The sequence below is a fragment of the Streptosporangium sp. NPDC050855 genome (assembly GCF_044456585.1).
In the GTDB taxonomy this organism is placed as follows: domain Bacteria; phylum Actinomycetota; class Actinomycetes; order Streptosporangiales; family Streptosporangiaceae; genus Streptosporangium; species Streptosporangium longisporum.
The window spans coordinates 12282-29981 of sequence record NZ_JBITFY010000006.1 but is presented as its reverse complement, the minus strand read 5'-3'; the positions used below and the strand labels follow the sequence as shown (position 1 = coordinate 29981).

Annotated in this window: 18 protein-coding genes; 4 read left to right on the top strand and 14 right to left on the bottom strand. The window is 74.2% G+C overall.

Features of this window, described 5'->3' with window-relative positions; translation table 11 throughout:
* Positions 1-89 precede the first annotated feature (89 nt).
* On the bottom strand, positions 90-1322 hold the full coding sequence (locus tag ACIBCT_RS14380) for a multidrug effflux MFS transporter (RefSeq protein ID WP_399188416.1): 1233 nt from the start codon (positions 1320-1322) through the stop codon (positions 90-92).
* Between the two features lie 310 nt (positions 1323-1632).
* Here ACIBCT_RS14380 and ACIBCT_RS14375 point away from each other — a divergent pair, with 310 nt between their 5' ends.
* The 4 genes from ACIBCT_RS14375 (at position 1633) to ACIBCT_RS14360 (ending at position 5988) form a co-directional block, all read left to right on the top strand.
* Complete coding sequence (locus tag ACIBCT_RS14375) at positions 1633-2541, top strand: ABC transporter ATP-binding protein (RefSeq protein WP_399188414.1); 909 nt, start codon at positions 1633-1635, stop codon at positions 2539-2541.
* 29 nt (positions 2542-2570) lie between these two features.
* A complete protein-coding gene (locus ACIBCT_RS14370; RefSeq protein ID WP_399188412.1) occupies positions 2571-3338 on the top strand; it encodes an ABC transporter permease in 768 nt (255 codons plus the stop codon).
* A gap of 79 nt (positions 3339-3417) precedes the next feature.
* Positions 3418-4857: a glycosyltransferase family 39 protein gene (locus ACIBCT_RS14365; RefSeq protein ID WP_399188410.1), complete on the top strand. Its 1440-nt coding sequence runs from the start codon at positions 3418-3420 to the stop codon at positions 4855-4857.
* A gap of 213 nt (positions 4858-5070) precedes the next feature.
* The gene (locus ACIBCT_RS14360; protein WP_399188408.1) at positions 5071-5988 is read left to right on the top strand and encodes an EamA family transporter; all 918 of its coding nucleotides are present in this window, start codon (positions 5071-5073) and stop codon (positions 5986-5988) included.
* A 101-nt stretch (positions 5989-6089) separates the two neighbouring features.
* Here the strand turns inward: ACIBCT_RS14360 and ACIBCT_RS14355 are convergent, their stop codons facing one another.
* From ACIBCT_RS14355 to ACIBCT_RS14295, 13 genes are all read right to left on the bottom strand, one after another.
* Positions 6090-6773 (bottom strand): GntR family transcriptional regulator, encoded by a 684-nt coding sequence (locus ACIBCT_RS14355; RefSeq protein WP_399188406.1) that lies wholly within the window; start codon positions 6771-6773, stop codon positions 6090-6092.
* 164 nt (positions 6774-6937) lie between these two features.
* Entirely contained in the window at positions 6938-7645 is a 708-nt protein-coding gene (locus ACIBCT_RS14350; RefSeq protein WP_399188404.1) for an ABC transporter ATP-binding protein, read from the bottom strand.
* On the bottom strand, positions 7638-8606 hold the full coding sequence (locus ACIBCT_RS14345) for an ABC transporter ATP-binding protein (RefSeq protein WP_399188402.1): 969 nt from the start codon (positions 8604-8606) through the stop codon (positions 7638-7640). The genes ACIBCT_RS14350 and ACIBCT_RS14345 overlap by 8 nt, the downstream gene beginning before the upstream one ends.
* Complete coding sequence (locus tag ACIBCT_RS14340; RefSeq protein ID WP_399188400.1) at positions 8603-9568, bottom strand: branched-chain amino acid ABC transporter permease; 966 nt, start codon at positions 9566-9568, stop codon at positions 8603-8605. Before ACIBCT_RS14340 ends, ACIBCT_RS14345 begins: the two co-directional genes overlap by 4 nt.
* Positions 9565-10458 (bottom strand): branched-chain amino acid ABC transporter permease, encoded by an 894-nt coding sequence (locus ACIBCT_RS14335; protein ID WP_399188398.1) that lies wholly within the window; start codon positions 10456-10458, stop codon positions 9565-9567. Before ACIBCT_RS14335 ends, ACIBCT_RS14340 begins: the two co-directional genes overlap by 4 nt.
* Positions 10455-10682 carry a hypothetical protein gene (locus tag ACIBCT_RS14330; RefSeq protein WP_399188396.1) on the bottom strand — a complete coding sequence of 76 codons (228 nt, stop codon included), beginning with the start codon at positions 10680-10682 and terminating at the stop codon, positions 10455-10457. The genes ACIBCT_RS14335 and ACIBCT_RS14330 overlap by 4 nt, the downstream gene beginning before the upstream one ends.
* The gene (locus ACIBCT_RS14325; protein WP_399188394.1) at positions 10679-11854 is read right to left on the bottom strand and encodes a branched-chain amino acid ABC transporter substrate-binding protein; all 1176 of its coding nucleotides are present in this window, start codon (positions 11852-11854) and stop codon (positions 10679-10681) included. Before ACIBCT_RS14325 ends, ACIBCT_RS14330 begins: the two co-directional genes overlap by 4 nt.
* 350 nt (positions 11855-12204) lie before the next feature.
* On the bottom strand, positions 12205-13206 hold the full coding sequence (locus ACIBCT_RS14320; protein ID WP_399188392.1) for a proline racemase family protein: 1002 nt from the start codon (positions 13204-13206) through the stop codon (positions 12205-12207).
* Positions 13207-13315: 109 nt separating this feature from the next.
* The gene (locus ACIBCT_RS14315) at positions 13316-14209 is read right to left on the bottom strand and encodes a dihydrodipicolinate synthase family protein (protein ID WP_399188390.1); all 894 of its coding nucleotides are present in this window, start codon (positions 14207-14209) and stop codon (positions 13316-13318) included.
* Positions 14206-15753 carry an FAD-dependent oxidoreductase gene (locus tag ACIBCT_RS14310; protein ID WP_399188388.1) on the bottom strand — a complete coding sequence of 516 codons (1548 nt, stop codon included), beginning with the start codon at positions 15751-15753 and terminating at the stop codon, positions 14206-14208. Before ACIBCT_RS14310 ends, ACIBCT_RS14315 begins: the two co-directional genes overlap by 4 nt.
* A complete protein-coding gene (locus ACIBCT_RS14305) occupies positions 15750-16163 on the bottom strand; it encodes a (2Fe-2S)-binding protein (protein ID WP_399188386.1) in 414 nt (137 codons plus the stop codon). Before ACIBCT_RS14305 ends, ACIBCT_RS14310 begins: the two co-directional genes overlap by 4 nt.
* On the bottom strand, positions 16160-16336 hold the full coding sequence (locus ACIBCT_RS14300) for a hypothetical protein (RefSeq protein ID WP_399188384.1): 177 nt from the start codon (positions 16334-16336) through the stop codon (positions 16160-16162). Before ACIBCT_RS14300 ends, ACIBCT_RS14305 begins: the two co-directional genes overlap by 4 nt.
* Positions 16333-17565, bottom strand: a complete 1233-nt coding sequence (locus tag ACIBCT_RS14295; RefSeq protein WP_399188382.1) for an NAD(P)/FAD-dependent oxidoreductase — start codon at positions 17563-17565, stop codon at positions 16333-16335. The genes ACIBCT_RS14300 and ACIBCT_RS14295 overlap by 4 nt, the downstream gene beginning before the upstream one ends.
* Positions 17566-17700: the final 135 nt, after the last annotated feature.

Genomic DNA, 17700 nt, shown 5'->3' with positions numbered 1-17700 from the left:
CACAACATCAGTGTGCCGTAATTACTTCCCCGCTGACAAACCGGTGTGGGCGTGCCGGGAATGTGATGCATCACGTAGGAAAGGCTTACCTAACCTGCGGAAACGTGCCCCGGTCCCCGGCCCAGACCGGCGAAGATCGCGAGCGCCGCCACGGTGAAGCCGGTCAGCACGACGGCCATCGGCAGGGCGCTGCCCTCGCCGCCCAGGCCCACCAGCGGCGCGGCGAGCGCGCCGAGCCCGAACTGCAGCACACCGGTCAGCGCGGCCGCGCTCCCGGCGATCTGCGGGGGCTGGCCGGCCAGGGCGAGCGCGCCGCTGCCCGGCAGCACGAAACCTCCCCCGCACATCATCACGAACAATCCGGCGACCAGCACCGGCAGGCCCAGCCCGAACACGACCGTGGCCAGGATCGCCGCGGCCCCGGCCACGCTCAGCAGCAGCCCGAGGAGGATCAGCCGGGCCGGGTCCACCCGGCGCCCGGCCAGGCGCCCGCCGATCTGCGCGGTGATGGTCAGGCCGAGCGCGTTCAGCCCGAACACCAGGGAGAACACCTCGGGAGAGGTGCCGTAGACCTCCTGGAGCACGAACGGCGACCCGGAGATGTAGGCGAACATCGCGGCGAACCCCATCCCGCCGGACAGCGCGGCGGCCATGAAGGGCCGGTCGCGCAGCAGGTACCAGAAGGTCACCAGGGTGTGCCGGAGCCCGCCGCCCTCGCGGCTGTCGGCCGGGAGGGTCTCGCGCACCCCGGCCAGCGCCGAGACCAGCAGCAGCAGCCCGGCGACGCTGAGGGCGACGAAGACGCCCCGCCAGGAGGTGTGGGCGAGCAGCTGGGCGCCGGCGATCGGGGCCAGGATGGGGGCCAGGCCGGTCACCAGCATCAGGGTGGCGAAGATGCGGGCGATGGCCGCGCCCTCGTACAGGTCGCGGACGATCGCGCGGACGATCACCAGCGCGGCGCCGCCCGCGAAGCCCTGGAGCAGGCGGAAGGCGATCAGCCCGTACACCGAGGGCGAGAAGGCGCACAGCAGGGAGGCCGCGGCGTAGGCGGCGATGCCGATCAGCAGCGGGCCGCGGCGCCCGCGGACGTCGCTGAGCGGCCCGGCGACGACCTGCCCGGCGGAGACCCCGATGAGGCAGGCGGTGAGGGTGAGCTGCACCTGCGCCTGCCCGGTGCCCAGCCCCTCGGCGATGGCGGGGAAGGCGGGCAGGTACATGTCGATCGACAGGGGGCCGATCGCCGACAACGCGCCCAGGATCAGCAGCAGTCCCCTGCGCCGCGTGCCCGGCGTCACCCCCGGCTCGACGACGGCCGCGGTCATACTCGTCCTCCCTCTCCGGTCACCGGCGCAAGACGGCCCACGAGCCCCGAGGGGCCGCGTGAGCCGAAGCGTCCCAACCACCGATCGGTCATCCGAATTCCTTTGTTCCGGAAATTTCCTGAAAAGGGCAGAAAAAAGCAGGTCCGTCGCGCGCTCCGACGCCCCGGTCCGGCGCGCCGGGTCGGGGCGTCGGAGCGGGGCGTCGGAGCGGGGCGTCGGGCCCCCCTTCCGCGCCGCCCGCGAACCGCGGGCGCGCCGGACGCGTGGTCCGGAAGCGGGAGCGCCGGAGGCGGTCTCTAAACTCGTGGCCATGGACTCCCCAGCCGTCGCGATCGTCGACCTGGTCAAGAGATACGGCGGGACGACCGCGGTCGACGGCCTGACCCTCACCGCCGCCCGCGGCGCGGTCACCGCGGTGCTGGGCCCCAACGGGGCCGGCAAGACCTCCACCGTGGAGATCTGCGAGGGGTTCCGCCGGGCCGACGCGGGCAGCGTGAAGGTGCTGGGGCTCGACCCGTCCGCGCGGGAGCTGCGGGCCAGGGTCGGGGTGATGCTCCAGGCCGGTGGCGTCCCGCCCGCGGCCCGCTGCGGGCAGTGGCTGCGGCTGATGGCCCGCTTCCACGCCCGTCCGCTCGACCCCGGGGCACTGCTGGAGCGGCTCGGGCTGACCGAGCACGCCCGCACCCCGTACCGCAGGCTCTCCGGCGGCCAGCAGCAGCGCCTGTCGCTGGCCGGGGCGGTCATCGGCCGTCCCGAGCTGGTCTTCCTCGACGAGCCGACCGCGGGCCTGGACCCGCAGGCCAGGCACGCCTGCTGGGAGCTGGTCCGCGAGCTGCGCGCGAGCGGGGTCTCGGTGGTGCTCACCACCCACCACATGGACGAGGCGGAGCGCCTGTCGGACCAGATCGTGATCATCGACCGCGGCCGGGTGGTCGCCGAGGGCACCCCCTCCTCCCTCACCGGCGCCGAGCGGCAGCTGCGCTTCCGCGCCCGGCCGGGACTCTCCCTGGACGAGCTGCTCGCCGCCCTGCCCGTCGGCAGCGCGGCCAAGGAGTCGCCGGCCGGGCACTACATCATCGAGGGACAGGTCGTGCCGGAGCTGCTGGCGACCGTGACGACCTGGTGCGCGGCCGAGGGCGTGACCGCGGACGACCTCAGCATCGAGCGGCGCACCCTGGAGGACGTCTTCCTCGAACTGACCGGGCGTGAGCTCCGTTGACGCGGCCCGCCCCGAAGGAGACGACGCACATGACGACCCTGGACCTCACCCCGGCCCCGGGGGCCGCGCCGCTGGGACGGATGGTGGCGGCCCAGACCGGCGCGGAGATCCGGGCGATGCTCCGCAACGGCGAGCAGCTGCTGCTCACGATGATCATTCCGGTGCTGCTGCTCGTCGGCCTCTCGGTCGCCCCCATCCTGGACGTGGGCGGCGGTTCCCGGATCGACTTCATGACCCCGGGGGTGCTCGCGCTGGCCGTGATGTCCACCGCCTTCACCGGGCAGGCCATCGCGACCGGCTTCGAGCGCCGCTACGGGGTGCTGAAGCGGCTGGGGGCGACCCCGCTGTCGCGGACCGGGCTGATGCTGGCCAAGACGCTCGCGGTGATCGCCGTGGAGGTCGTCCAGGTCGCGGTGCTCTGCGCGGTGGCGGCCGCCCTGGGATGGCGCCCGGCGGGTTCGCCGTTCGCGGCGCTGCTGCTGATCGTGCTGGGCACGGCCGCGTTCAGCGGCCTGGGCCTGCTGATGGCCGGGACGCTGCGCGCCGAGGCCACGCTCGCCGCGGCGAACCTGGTCTACCTGGTCCTGCTGGCCTGCGGCGGGGTCGCCTTCCCGCTGGAGCGGTTCCCCGAGGCGGTGCGGCCGGTGCTGGAGCTGCTGCCGATCTCCGCGCTCACCGGCGGGCTCCGCGCGGTGCTCGCCGACGGGTCGGGGCCGCCGCCGGCCGCGGTGGTGGTCCTCGCGGCATGGGCGGCGGGGTCGCTCCTGCTGACCGCGCGGACCTTCCGCTGGGAATGATCCGACTTTTCCCGTAGAAATACGGTCTTTGTCAGAGAAAGACGATCAAGGGTGATCGTTTCCGCCTAACATCCTCCGGGTGATCATTACCGGAGCGCGACGTCCATCCCGGCCTGCGCGGGAACGGCAGGGACGGACGTGGGCGGGCCCGGCCACGGGGATCGTCGCCACGCTCGTCTGCGTCGCGGGCGCCTCCACGGTCTCCCACTCCTCGGACGAGCTCGCCACCCTCAGCGCGGCCCGCCGGAGCGCCGCGGGGCTCTGGGAGCTGGCCCAGCACATCGACGGGCACTTCCTGCCGTACTACGCGTTCATGCACCTGTGGCTGGAGTTCGGGCAGGCGGAGTGGTGGATGCGCCTGCCCTCCGCGCTCGCCACCGGTGTGGCGACCGCGCTGATCGCCGACCTGGGACGCCGGATGGGCTCGTGGCCGGCCGGGCCGGCCGCGGCCGTCGTCTACGTCGCGCTGCCGTCGGTCTCCTACCACGGGCAGAACGCCCGCTCGTACGCGTTCGCCGCGGCCGCCGCGGTCCTGGCCACCTGGACGCTGTACCGGGCGATCGAGGAGCCGGGACGGCGCCGCGGCTGGTGGGGGTACGCGGCCGCCGTGGCGCTGCTCGGCTGCACCCAGGTGTTCGCCCTGCTCGTCACGGCGGCGCACCTGACGGCGGTCGCGCTGTACGGGCGGGGAGTGGCGCCCAGGGTGCTGGCCTGCCTGGCGGCCGGTTTCGTGCCGGGGGCCGTCTGGGCGGTGGTCGGGTTCGCCGAACGGCACGCGATCAGCTGGATCACCCTGCCGGGACCCGACGTGTTCCTGGCGCTGCCCAAGATGATCGGCGGCACCGCCCTGGCCGGGGGCGCGCTGTTCCTGCTCGCGGCGGCGGCCCCCTTCCTGCGACGCCACGGCGCCGACCGGCTCTGGGTGGCGCTGCTGGCCGGCTGGGCCCTCCTGCCGCCCCTGGCGCTGTTCGCCCTCTCCCACCTGATCACCCCGGTGTACGTGGACCGCTACCTGTTCGCGACGGTGCCCGGGTACGCGCTGCTGGCCGGGCTCACGGTCGCCGCCCTGCCCCGGCCGCCCGCCGTCCTGGCGGTGGCGGGCGTGCTGGCGGCCGGGTTCCCCGGCCAGCTGGACGTCCGCGGGGAGGACGGGCACCACGAGAACTTCCCCCGGGCGGCGCGCATCCTGGCGAGCGAGGCGCGGCCCGGCGACGCCCTCGTCTACGGGCGCTCCTCGCTGCGCCAGGGCCTGCTCTACTACGGCGGCGCGGGCCTGCCCGACGACGTGATGCTCACGGGCCGCGACCCGCTGCCGGCCTCGTTCGGCTACCCGGAGCGCTCCGACCTGGCCGCCGCCGTCGCCGGGCGCGAGCGGGTCTGGGTCGTCTGGCGGGGCGGGTCCGAGGCGGCCTCGCGCGTCGACCGGGTCGCCGTCCTGACCGGGGAGGGGTTCGTCCGTGCCAAGGCGTGGCGGACGGGCCGGGTACCGGGCATGACGGTGGCCCTCTACACCCGCTGAGCGCGTACCCCCGCGGGCCCGGAGCGGGATCGCGGGGCGCTTCGGGGGCACGGCGGGCCGGAGCAGGTCCGGAGCGGGTCCGTGGGATCGCTTCGGGCCCGCGTGGCCGGCGGGCCCGGGGCGGGCGGGCTCCGTCTCACATGGCGGATGCCCCTGAGCGGGGACACCCCGCCCGGTAAGGTGTGACCGACCTTTTCGCACCTGAGGAGTGCCGTGACCGCCGAAGCCCTGCACGGGCCCGCAGAACCCTACGAGCCCGGCCCGGTCAGGCCCGGCGCGCTGCTGAAGGCCGCCTCCGACGCCGTTCCGCCGTCCGGGCTGGTCCTGCTGGCGATCCTGTCGGTCCAGGTCGGCGCGGGGTTCGCCAAGGACCTGTTCGGCCAGCTCTCGCCGAGCGCGGTGGTGTTCCTGCGGATCGCCACCGGCGCGCTGATCCTGGGGGCGGTCGCCAGGCCACGGCTGAGGGGGCTGAGCCGGGGGGACGCGGCGGCGGGCCTGGCGTTCGGCGTGACGCTGGGCGTGATGAACCTGTCGTTCTACGAGGCGCTGGCCCGCCTTCCCATGGGGATCGCGGTGGCCATCGAGTTCCTCGGCCCGCTCGGCGTCGCGGTCGCGGCCTCGCGCCGCCGCCTCGACCTGCTCTGGGTGACGCTCGCCGGATCGGGCGTGGTGCTGCTGGCACCGTGGGGGACGTCGGCGTCCAGGATCAGCTGGTCCGGGATCGCCTTCGCCCTGGTCGCGGCGGCCTGCTGGGCCGCCTACATCCTGCTGTCGGCCTCGGTCGGCCGGCGCTTCCCCGGGGCGACCGGGCTCTCCCTGGCGATGATCATCTCCTGCGTGGTGGTCGCCCCCGTCGGGATCTCCTCGGGCGGCGCCGACCTGCTCCGGCCCGAGGTGCTGCTGATCGGCCTGGGGGTGGGCCTGCTCTCGTCGGTGATCCCCTACTCGATCGAGCTGGAGGCGCTGCGCAGGATGCCCAAGCGGGTCTTCGGCATCCTGATGAGCCTGGAGCCGGCCGTGGCCGCGCTGGCGGGCCTGGTGATCCTGGGCGAGGTGCTCCAGGCGCGCGAGTGGGCGGCGGTCGGCTGCGTGGTCATCGCGACCCTGGGCGCCACCCGCTCCTCCGGCTGACCCCACCGCTCGGGCCGATCCACCGCGCCCGGGGATCCCACTGCGGCTCCGGCCTGTTCCCGGCCTGTTCGCGGCTCCGGCCGGGGTGCCCGGGGCTGGCGTCAGGGCTCGGTGGCCCCGGCCCAGATGCCCCGCACGTGCTGGATGTGGTGCTGCATCAGCCGCTCGGCGCCGTTCGCGTCACCGGTGGAGAGCAGCTCCAGCAGGGCGAGGTGCTCGCGGGCGGAGTCGGCGAGCCGCCCGCGCCGGTGGAGGCCGGACAGCCCGTACAGGCGGGCCCGGTTGCGCAGGTCGCGGACCACCTCCACCAGGTGGGAGTTGCCCCCCAGGGCGAGCAGTTCCAGGTGGAAGCGGATGTCGGCGTCGACGTAGGCGAGCAGGTCGCCCCGCTCGGCCGCGTCGACGATCTCCTGGGCCATCGGGCGGAGCGTCTCGAAGGCCGGTGCGCGACCGGCGTCGGCCAGCCGCGTCACCGTGGGCACCTCGATGAGCTCGCGGATCTCCGCCAGCTCGTCCAGGTCGCGCTCGGACATCTCGCTGACCCGGAAGCCCTTGTTGCGCACCGCCTCGACCAGGCCCTCCTTGGCCAGGTCGAGCATGGCCTCGCGCACCGGGGTGGCCGAGACGCCGAACTGGGCGGCCAGCAGCGGGGCGGAGTAGACCATGCCGGGCCGCATCTCACCGGTGATCAGGGCCGCCCGCAGCGCGTGGGCCACCTGCTCCCGCAGGCTCTGTCTCTCCCCCACCGCGGGCAGGTCGAGCCGGCCGTCCGCCCTCGAAGCCATAACGGAGCCTCTCCTGTCGACCGCGTCCATGTCCGGCGGACGGAACCCGCCACCGTCACATCCTCCCAGGCGGTGCGCCCGCCATCGAACATCCGAGGTCCTGCGGGGTTCTCCGTCGAACCCGTGCCGAGCCCGCACCGGACCCCGTCGCCGGACCCCGGCCGTCAGACCCCGCCGAGGTAGGCCTCGACGACCCGGGGGTCCCGGCGGAGCCCGGCGGCCGGCCCGTCCAGCAGGCAGGCGCCGTTCTCGATCACGTACCCGCGGTGCGCGATCCCCAGGGCGGCCGTGGCGTTCTGCTCGACGAGCAGCACCGAGGTCCCCTCGGCGTTGATGCCCGCGATGAGTTCCATGACCGAGGCGACCACCAGCGGGGCCAGGCCCATGGACGGCTCGTCGAGCAGCAGCAGGCGCGGCCCGGTGACCAGCGCCCTGCCGATGGCGAGCATCTGCTGCTCGCCGCCCGACAGCGTGCCGCCCTGCTGGGTACGCCGTTCCGCCAGGCGGGGCAGCAGCCCGTAGACCCGCTCGATCCGGCTGCGGACCTCCGCCTGGTCGCGGACCAGGTAGCCGCCCAGCTGGAGGTTCTCGTGGACGCTGAGCGTGCTGAAGATCCTGCGTCCCTCGGGGACGTGCACCAGGCCGGAGGCGGTGATCCGGTGCGGTTTCTCACCGGTGATCCTCCGCCCGTCGAAGGTCACGCCGCCACCGCTGGGGCGTACCAGCCCCGAGACCGCGGACAGCGTGGTGGTCTTGCCCGCGCCGTTGTTGCCGAGCAGGGCCACGATCTCCCCCTCGCCGACGGTGAGGGAGAGCCCGCGCAGCGCGTGCACGCCGCCGTAGTGGACGTCGAGGTCCTCGATCTCAAGCATCGGCGTCGCTCCCGGCGGTCCTGTCACGTGCGGGGGTACGGTTCCCGGCCCCGTCTCCGGCCCCGTCCCCGGAGCCGTCCGCGGGGTCGTCCCCGTCGGCACCGTCGGCGCCGTCGGCGTCCGGGGCCCGCGTGTGCGCGGCGTCCGTGCCCGGCGTGGTCGCGGAGGGATCGTCCTGCGGGGTGTCCCTCTCCCCCGCGGTGATGTCACCGCCGAGGTAGGCCTCGATGACGGCCGGGTTCCGCCGGACGTCCTCGGGACGGCCGTCGGCGATCTCCCTGCCGAAGTTGAGCACGACCACCCTCTCGGAGACCTCCATGACCAGCCCCATGTCGTGCTCGATGAGCACGATGGCCACGCCGAGGGCCTGGATGCGCCGGATCAGGTCGAGCATCTCGGCCTTCTCGCCGTGGTTGAGCCCGGCGGCGGGCTCGTCCAGCAGCAGCAGGTCGGGCTTGCGGGCCAGGGCGCGGGCGATCTCGGTGCGGCGCTGCTCGCCGTAGGGCAGGTTGCGGGCCTGCCCGTACCGGTCGCCGCGCAGGCCCACGAAGTCCAGCCAGTGGTGGGCCTGCTCGGTGCACTCGCGCTCGGAACGCCGGTACCGGGGGGTGTGCAGCAGGGCGTCGAAGACGCTCTGGCGCAGCCACAGGTGCGATCCGGCCCGTACGTTGTCCAGGACCGACAGCTCGCCGAACAGGCGCAGGTTCTGGAAGGTGCGCGCGACGCCGAGGGCGGCCACGGCCGAGGGCCGCAGTCCCGGCAGGTCCTTGCCGCGCAGGGTGATCCGGCCCGCGGTCGGCCGGTAGAAGCCGGTGACGCAGTTGAAGGCCGACGTCTTGCCCGCCCCGTTGGGTCCGATGACGGAGACGATCTCCGCCTCGTCCACCGAGAACGACAGGCCGTCGATGGCCGTCACCCCGCCGAAGGTCAGGCGCAGGTCGGTCACGCTCAGCAGGCTCACGGCACCTCCTTGGAACGGGCCGGCCACAGGCCCTGCGGGCGCAGCAGCATGAAGGCGATGAGCAGGACGCCGAACAGGAAGTAACGGTAGTCGGCCAGGTCCCGCAGGATCTCCGGCAGGACGCTGATCACGACGGCGCCCACCACGACGCCGGAGACCGAGCCCATGCCGCCGAGCACGACGGCCATCAGCACCAGCGCCGACGCCAGGAAGGTGAAGCTGCCCGGTGAGACGGCGGACAGCTGCGCGGCGAACAGCACCCCGGCCAGGCCGCCCCAGACCGCGCCGGCGATGTAGGCGGCGAGCTTGACCCGGTAGGTGTGCACGCCCATCGCCTCGGCGGCGTCCTCGTCCTCGCGGACGAACCGCCAGGCCCGCCCCAGCCGGGAGCGGCCCAGCCGCGCCGAGCCGAGGACCGCCAGCGAGACGACGGCGACGGTGACGTAGTAGAAGAGCACCGGGCTGTCCACCAGGGACGGGATGCCGTAGATGCCCGACGGGCCGCCGGTGACGTCCAGGTTGTTGGCGGTGATCCGGATGATCTCGCCGAAGCCGAGCGTCACGATGGCCAGGTAGTCGCTGCGCAGCCGCAGGGTGGGCGCGCCGATGACGATCCCGGCGACGACGGTGACCACGATCACCGCGGGCACCGTGGCCAGCAGCGGCAGGTCGAACCGGGTGGCCAGCACGCCGCTGGTGTAGGCGCCGACCGCGAAGAAGGCGACGTAGCCCAGGTCGAGCAGGCCGCAGTAGCCGACCACGATGTTCAGCCCGGCCGCGAGCATCACGGCGATGGCCGCGCTGGTCATGACCGACAGCGCGTACGGGCTGGCGTTGACGAAGGGCGCCAGCAGCGCGATCAGCAGGCCGGCGGTGCCGGCCCACCTGTTCTGCATCAGCTTCGACGCCAGGCTGGGGGGACGGTCCGTGCCGCGGCGGCGGACCTTGGTCCCGGCCGTCACACCCGCTCCGTGACGCGTTCGCCGAGCAGGCCGGTGGGCCGCACGGTCAGGAACAGGATCAGCACCCCGAAGGCGAACACGTCGCGCCACTCGCCGCCCAGCCAGAACGTGCCGAACGACTCCAGCAGCCCGAGCAGCAGCCCCCCGAGCATGGTGCCCGGGATGTTGCCGATGCCGCCGATGACCGCCGCGGTGAAGGCCTTGAGGCCGATCAGGAAGCCCATCAGGAAGTCGATCTTCCCGTAGTAGGCCCCGGCCATCACGCCCGCGGCCCCGGCCAGGGCCGAGCCGATGAAGAAGGTGCGGGAGATCACGGCGTTGACGTCGATGCCCATCAGCGCGCTGGTGCGCGGGTCCAGCGCGATGGCCCGCATGGCCCGTCCCTCGCGGGTGCGGGTGACCAGCAGGTTGAGCCCGGCCATCAGCACCACCGCGACCCCCATCAGGGCGAGCTGCTGCAGGGTGATCCGGGCGCCGAGGATCTCGATCGAGGTGCCGCCCAGGCGTACCGGGTAGACCCGCGGGTCGGCCCCGGCCACCGCGCGCATCCCGTACTCCAGGGCGAAGGAGGCGCCGACCGCGGTGATCAGCAGGGACAGGCGCGGGGCGCGGCGGAGCGGCCGGTAGGCGATCCGCTCCAGCGCGACCCCGGCCAGGCCGGTGAGCGCCATGCTCGCCAGCAGGACCGCCAGCAGCAGCGGCAGCGCCATCGAGGAGGTCACGCCGCCGACCGCGCCGAGGATGGCGAAGCCGGCGAACGCGCCGAGCATGTACAGGTCGCCGTGGGCGAAGTTGAGCAGCTTGATGATCCCGTACACCATGCTGTAGCCCAGGGCCACCAGGGCGTAGAACGAGCCGACGAACAGGCCGTTCCAGACGAGCTGCGTCATCGCGCGGCCCGCTTCCCCGGCGGGCGGTCCGGGCCGCCGTGCCCGCCGCTGCCGCCGTTGCCGGTGCCGCCGGTGCCGCCGGTGCCCGAGCGCCGGTGACGGCCCCGGTACCCGGCGGGCTGCCGGTCCTCGGAGGGCTCGGGGCGGGCGTCGTTCTCGCCGCCCCGGGCCCTGTCGCACCCGGCGTCGCCGCCGTAGGCGCCGGGTGAGGTGTTGCCGGTCATTTGAGGGAGTCCTGCAGGGTGAAGGCGTCGCCCTTCACGACGAGGATCTGGAAGCCGCCGTTGGCCAGGGTGTGCTCGGGGGTGAACTTCAGCGGCCCGGAGAACATCGAGAAGCCGTCGACCGCCTCCAGGGCCGCGATCACCTTCGGGCCGTCGGTGCCGCCCGCCTTGGTGACCGCCTCGGCGGCCAGCCGCACCGCGTCGTAGGCCTGGTTGGAGTAAGGCCCGGGGTCGGTGCCGAACTTCTTCTTGTACGCGTCGATCCAGCCCTCGGCGCCCTCGAGGGTGTCGGGGGTCTGGGTCATCGTGGCGTAGACGCCCTCGGCGGCCTCGTCCCCGGCGATCTCGATCAACTTGGGCGAGACCGAGCCGTCGCCGACCATGATGGAGCCCTTGTAGCCGGCCTGCCGCAGCTGGCGGGCGATCAGGCCGCCCTCCTGGAAGTAGCCGGTCCAGTAGACGAAGTCGGGCTTCTTGGCCAGCACGTTGGTGATGTTGGCGCTGTAGTCGCTCTCCTTGGGGGTGACCGCCTCGGTGATGACCGCCTCGGCCCCGTCGGGGGCCTTCAGCAGGGTCTCGGTGCGCAGCGCGATGTCCTTGGAGTAGCTGGTGTTGTCGTGCATCAGCGCGACGCTCTCGGCGCCCTGCTTGGTGATCCACTTCTCGGCGGCGGCGGCCTGCTGGGAGCCGGTGCCGTTGATCAGGAAGACGTGCTTGAGCTTCTGGTCCACCAGCTCCTGGGAGTTGGCGGCCGGGATGATCATCGGGATGCCGGCCTTGCCGAAGATCGGCAGGGTGGGTAGCGTCGCCCCGGAGCAGTAACCGCCCACGGAGACGTCGACCCCCTCGGTGACCAGCTTGTTGGCACCGGCCGCCGCCGACTGGGCGTCACAGGCGTCGTCCGCGGTCTTCAGCTGCAGCTGGCGGCCGAGCACGCCGCCCTTGGCGTTGATCTCGTCGATCGCGAGCTGGGCCGCGTTGCTCATGTACGGACCGATGGCGGCCTCGCTGCCCGACTGCGGGATCAGCATGCCGAGCACGATCGGCTCGTCCTTCTTGCCGGCCGCCTGGCCGCCGTCCTCGCCGCCGCCGAGCAGCCCCTGGCCACATCCGGTGACCAGGAGACCGAGGACGGCCAGGGACGTGAAGGATTTCAGGGGGATGGCGCGCATTGCCGCTCCTCACATCTGGTGATGTGTGACATTGCATGGGTAAGGGAAGCACAACGTCAAGGGCCGAAATCAGACCGTTAGCGTTAAGTGGCCGTTTCCCCGCGAAACCATCTCGTCGGGTACGAACCGTCGTCGCGACGGCCCCGGCGGCCCCTGCCCGGCCCTGGGTACGGGGGTGTCGCGGGGGTTTCCGGACAGCCCGAATCCGGCCCCGGCCGGAGCGGGTCCCCGGAGCGGACCCCGGGGCCGCGACCCGGTTCGTGACAGGACCGGAACGGGCCCCCGGAGCCACGGCCCGGTCGTGACGGGGCCGGGCAGCGACCCGGTCATGACGGGCCGCGGCCGGTGGGTCAGAGCAGGAAACCGGCAGGGAACGGGTCGGAGGGGTCCAGGAAGTACTGCGCGGTGCCGGTGATCCACGCCCTGCCGGTGACCGTCGGGATCACCGCGGGCAGGTCCGCCACCCGGGTCTCCTCCACCAGCCGCCCGACGAACCGGGTGCCGATGAACGACTCGTTCACGAAGTCGGCCCCCAGCGGGAGCTCCCCCCTGGCGTGCAGCTGGGCCATCCGGGCACTGGTGCCGGTGCCGCACGGCGAGCGGTCGAACCAGCCGGGGTGGATCGCCATCGCGTGCCGCGAGTGCCGGGCGTCCGAGCCCGGCGCGGTGAACTGCACGTGGTGGCAGCCCCGGATGGCGGCGTCCAGCGGGTGGACGGGCTCGTCCTGCTCGTTGATCGCCCCCATGACGGCCAGGCCGGCCTGGAGGATCTCCTGCTTGTGCGAGCGCTCGAACGGCAGGCCCACGGACTCGACCGGCAGGATCGCGTAGTGGTTGCCGCCGTAGGCGAGGTCGTAGACGACCTCCCCGATGCCGGGCACCCGGACCACGCGGTCCAGGCCCACGCTGAAGGAGGGCACGTTGGTGATGGTCACCTCGACGGCCGCGCCGTCGGCGACCCGCACCTCGGCGACCACCAGCCCGGCGGGGGTGTCCAGCCGGATCGTGGTGACCGGCTCGACGACCTCGACCATCCCGGTCTCGACCAGGACGGTGGCGACCCCGATGGTGCCGTGCCCGCACATGGGCAGGCAGCCCGAGACCTCGATGTAGAGCACCCCGTAGTCGGCGTCGGGCCGGGTGGGGGGCTGCAGGATGGCGCCGCTCATCGCCGAGTGGCCGCGCGGCTCGTACATGAGCAGGGTGCGGACGTGGTCCATCGTCGCCAGGAAGTGCTCGCGCCGCTCGGCCATGGTCGCACCCGGGATCACCCCCACTCCCCCGGTGATCACCCGGGTGGGCATGCCCTCGGTGTGGGAGTCCACCGCGTGGAAGACCCTCTTCGTTCTCATGGGCGCTCCTCGCGGGAGGGGTCTCCCGCCACGGACGGGCCGGGAACCGGCGAAACGGGCACCGGCACGGGTACGGATACGGGCCGGGCGGGCACCGGTGGCGCCGGGGTCATCGCATGCCCTCGGCCAGCGCCTTCTCGGTGGCCGCGCGCACGGCGGCCTCCTGCTCGCCGGCGAGCGCGAGCCTGGGCGGGCGGCACGGGCCGCCGGTGCGCCCGGCCAGGTCCATGGAGAGCTTGATGGCCTGGACGAACACCGGCCGGGAGTCCCAGCGCAGCAGCGGGTGCAGCGCGCGGTAGAGCGGCAGCGCGGTGGCCATGTCCCCCTCCGCGGCCGCCCGGTACAGCGCCACGGTCGAGACGGGCAGCGCGTTGGGGTACCCGGCGACCCAGCCGACCGCGCCCGCGGTGACCAGTTCCAGCAGCACGTCGTCGGCCCCGGCCAGCACGTCCAGGCCGGGCGCGAGCTCGGCGATCTCGTAGATGCGGCGGACGTCGCCGCTGAACTCCTTGACCCCGACGATCAGGCCCTCGCCGTACAGGGTGGCCAGCAGCTCGGGGGTCAGGTCCACGCGGGTGTCGAAGGGGTTGTTGTAGGCCACCACCGGCAGGCCGGCCGCGGCCACCTCCCGGTAGTGCTCCACCACGGTCCGGTCGTCGGCCCGGTAGGCGTTCGGCGGGAGCAGCATCACCGCCCGGCACCCGGCCTCCGCGGCCTGCTCGGTCCAGCGACGGGCCTCCAGGGAGCCGTACGCCGCCACCCCGGGCATCACCCGGTCACCGCCGACGGCCGCCACCGCGGTCTCCACGACCGCGGCGCGCTCCTGGGGGGTCAGCGTCTGGTACTCCCCCAGCGACCCGTTCGGCACGACGCCGTCGCAGCCGGACTCGACCAGCCAGCGGCAGTGCTCGGCGTAGCCGTCCAGGTCGACGGAGAGGTCCTCGGCCAGGGGCAGCGCGGTGGCCACCATCACGCCGTGCCAGGGCTTCACGCGGGTCGTCATCGTTCATCCTTCCGGTGGGGTCGGTCCCGAGGGGGTTCGGGCCGGTCCGGGCCCGCCGGGGACACCGGCGGTTCCGTGGGAAAAGGCTCGGGTCCGGGTCGCGCGGTCCCGGGATCGGTCCGTGCGGTCTCGGGTCCGGTCTGTGACGCGAGGGCGCCGAGCCGGATGGGCTGGGCGATCGGGCGCCCGGCCGGGGCGGGATCCTCACCGGCCAGGCAGGCGACCGCGTACCCGCACATCCGGCCCTGGCACCAGCCCATCCCGGGCCGCGCCAGCAGCTTGACCGAACGGGCATCGGCGGCGCCCATGGCCTGGGCCTCGCGCACGGCCGACAGGGGCACCTCCTCGCAGCGGCAGACGAGCGTGTCGTCGCGGAGCCACTCCTGCCAGCCGGGCCGTACCGGGTACGCCTCCTGCAGGGCCCGCGCGAAGGCCGCGAGCCGGTCCCTGCGGCGGGTCAGCGCGGGATCGGGCCGGTCGGCCGCGGGACCGGGCCGACCGGCGGCAGTGGATCGGCCCAGGTCGGCGGCAGTGGATCGGCCCAGGTCGGTGACTGCGGAGCGGCCCGCGAGGCGGCCCTCCACCTCGGCCAGGACGGCGCCGCCCACGCCGGTGCTCTCCCCGGCCGCGTACACGCCGGGCACGCTGGTGCGCATGCCCGCGTCCACCGTGACGACCGCGCTGCCGTCGTGGTCGCGGCGGGTGGCGCAACCGAGCTGGACCGGCAGGTCGAGCTGGGGGACGAAGCCGTAGCCGCAGGCCAGGGTGTCGCACGCGACGGTCGTCGTGGAGACCGGCCGCCAGGCGGCGTCCAGGGTCGCGACGGTGACGTGGGTCAGCGCGGTGTCCCCGTGCGCGGCGACCACCGCCCGCCGTCCCCGGTAGGGGATCCGGTGGCGGGCCAGGCGCGCCCCGTACCCCAGGGCCTCCCCGGCCCGGCCGGCCGCCAGCATCGGGTGCGCGGCCAGCCCGAACCGGCCGTTGGCCTCGTACACGCCGGCCACCCGTCCGCCGGCGTCGGCCAGGCCCGCGGCGACCGGGAGCAGGAACGGGCCGGTGCCGGCGACCACGATCTCGCGGCCGGCGAGGACCAGGTCCCCCTTGAGCAGCGCCTGTGCCGCTCCCGCGGTGAGCACGCCGGGGAGGTCCCAGCCGGGGAAGGGCAGCGGCCTGTCGTGCGCGCCGGTGGCGATCAGCAGCCCGCGGGCGGTCACCGTGCGGGGCCGCTCCTCGCGGTCCCCCTCCAGGCAGCGCAGGACGACCGTCTCCCCGGTGCGCTCGACCGCCCACACCCTGTGACGCAGCAGCACCTCGGCGTGCTCCGTGAGCAGCTCCCAGCGGCGGGTGAACCCGTCGAGGCCGTGGTGCAGGGCGCCGGGCCGGGCCGCGTGGAAGCCCTCGGCCGGACGGCGGAAGTACTGGCCGCCCGGCCTGGCCGCGCCGTCGAGCAGCACCACGTCCAGCCCGGCCAGGGCGGCGGTGAGCGCACCGGCGACCCCGGCGGGGCCCGCGCCGACCACGGCCAGGTCGTGGACCCGCGTCACGGACCGCTCACCGCCCGTCCTCCGTCGCTCCCGCCCTCGTCCCCGAGGTCCCCGATGTCCCCGCCACTGTCTTTGCCTGCCGTGTCCCCGGTGTCCCCGGTGTCCCCTGTGTCCCCTGTGTCCCCGGCGGCGCCGGTGGTCACCCGGTCCTCGGGGCGGGCCTCGGTCAGGCAGGCGCGCAGGGAGGGGACGCCGTTCACCGTGACCAGGCAGTCGAAGCAGACCCCGATGCCGCAGAACAGCCCGCGCGGGCGCCCGCCGAACCTGGTGGTCCGCCAGGACCGGATGCCCGCGCCGTGCATGGCCGCGCCGATCGTCTGACCCGGGACCACCGGGACACCGACGCCGTCCACGCTGATCTCGAACCCCGGCTCGGGACGCGCCCGCACCAGGTCGTACGGCCCCCTCATCGGGCGCTCCCGGTGGCCGGGCACGTCGCCGCACCCCGCGCAGAGCCGTCCCGGACCGCACCGTCGGCACCGTCGGCGCCGTCGGCGCCGTCGGCGCCGTTCCGGGTGGAGCCGCGGGCACGGCCGTCCAGGACCGGACCGCCCTTCGGAGGGTCGCCGTCGGCGGGGTTCACGATGCCTCCTCGGCGAAACGGTCCGGGCGGAAGGGGGTGAGGTCCAGCTCGGGGCGCAGGCCCGCCAGGAGCCGGGCGATCAGGTGGCCGGTGGCCGGGGCCAGGCCGATGCCCGCGCCCTCGTGGCCGCAGGCGTGGTAGAGGCCCGGCGCCCGGGGGTCCTCGCCGATCACCGGCAGGTGGTCGGGGCAGTACGGGCGGAACCCGCAGTAGGCGCGGATCGCCCGGTAGTCCGCCAGGGCCGGGAACAGCTCCACCGCCTGGCGGGCGAGGCGTTCGAGCACCGGGATCGAGACCGTGCGGTCGAAGCCGACCCGCTCCCGGCTGGCGCCGATGAGCACCGGTCCGGACGGGGTGCTCTCCACCACGGCGGACGTCTCCAGCCCGGCGGAGTCGCTGGCCACCGCGGTGACGTAGGCGGCGGTGTAGACCTTGTGCCGGACGAGCGGCCCGGCCAGGGGCTCGGTGACCAGGATGAAGCCGCGCCGGGGCAGGATCGGGACGTGCACCCCGGCCAGCGCGGCGACCTGGCCGCCCCAGGTGCCCGCGGCGTTGACCACGGCCCCGGCGAGGATCTCGCCCTGGTCGGTGGTGACACCGGCGATCCGGCCCCCGCGGCGGACGAAGCCGGTCACGGTGACGCCGGTGCGCAGCATCAGGGCGCCGTGGCCGAACCGCTCGGCGCCCCGCCGGATGAGTCCTGCCGCCGCCAGCATGGGGTGGACCTGGGCGTCCTGCGGGTAGAACACGCCCCCGGCGAAGCCCCGGGCCAGGTGCGGCTCGTAGTCGTGCAGCTCTCCGGGACCGGCCAGGACGTGCTCGACCCCCTGCGCGGCGGCCAGGCCGGTGAGCGCCTCCAGGACCTCGTCCGTCTCGGCGACCACCAGGCCGCCCTTGGCCTCGAACTCGAACCCGCCCGCCGCGGCCCCGTCCCCGCGACCCGCCGCGTCCGCCGACCCGTTCCCCGACCCGGTCCCCCGGCCGTTCCCCGGTCCGTCGCCCGTTTCCACCCCGGCCAGGTCGCGCCAGAGGCGGTTGGACAGCAGGGCCAGGTCCAGCTCGGGTCCGGGCTCCTTGTCGGAGACCAGGATGTTGCCCTCGCCGGCGCCGGTCGTCCCCCCGGCCACGGGTCCTCGGTCGACGACCACCACGTCGAGTCCGGCGCGGGCGGCGTAGTAGGCGCAGGCGGCACCGACGACCCCGGCCCCGATGACCACGACGTCCGGCATGTCCCACCTCGCTCTCGCGGCCCGGATCCGTCAGTACTATGTCACATACCCTTAACCGGATCAATGCCCCAAATCAGGCATCGAGGGGACGCGCCGCCCGGCCCCTCGCCCGCCCGGCCCCCTCGCCCGCCGGGG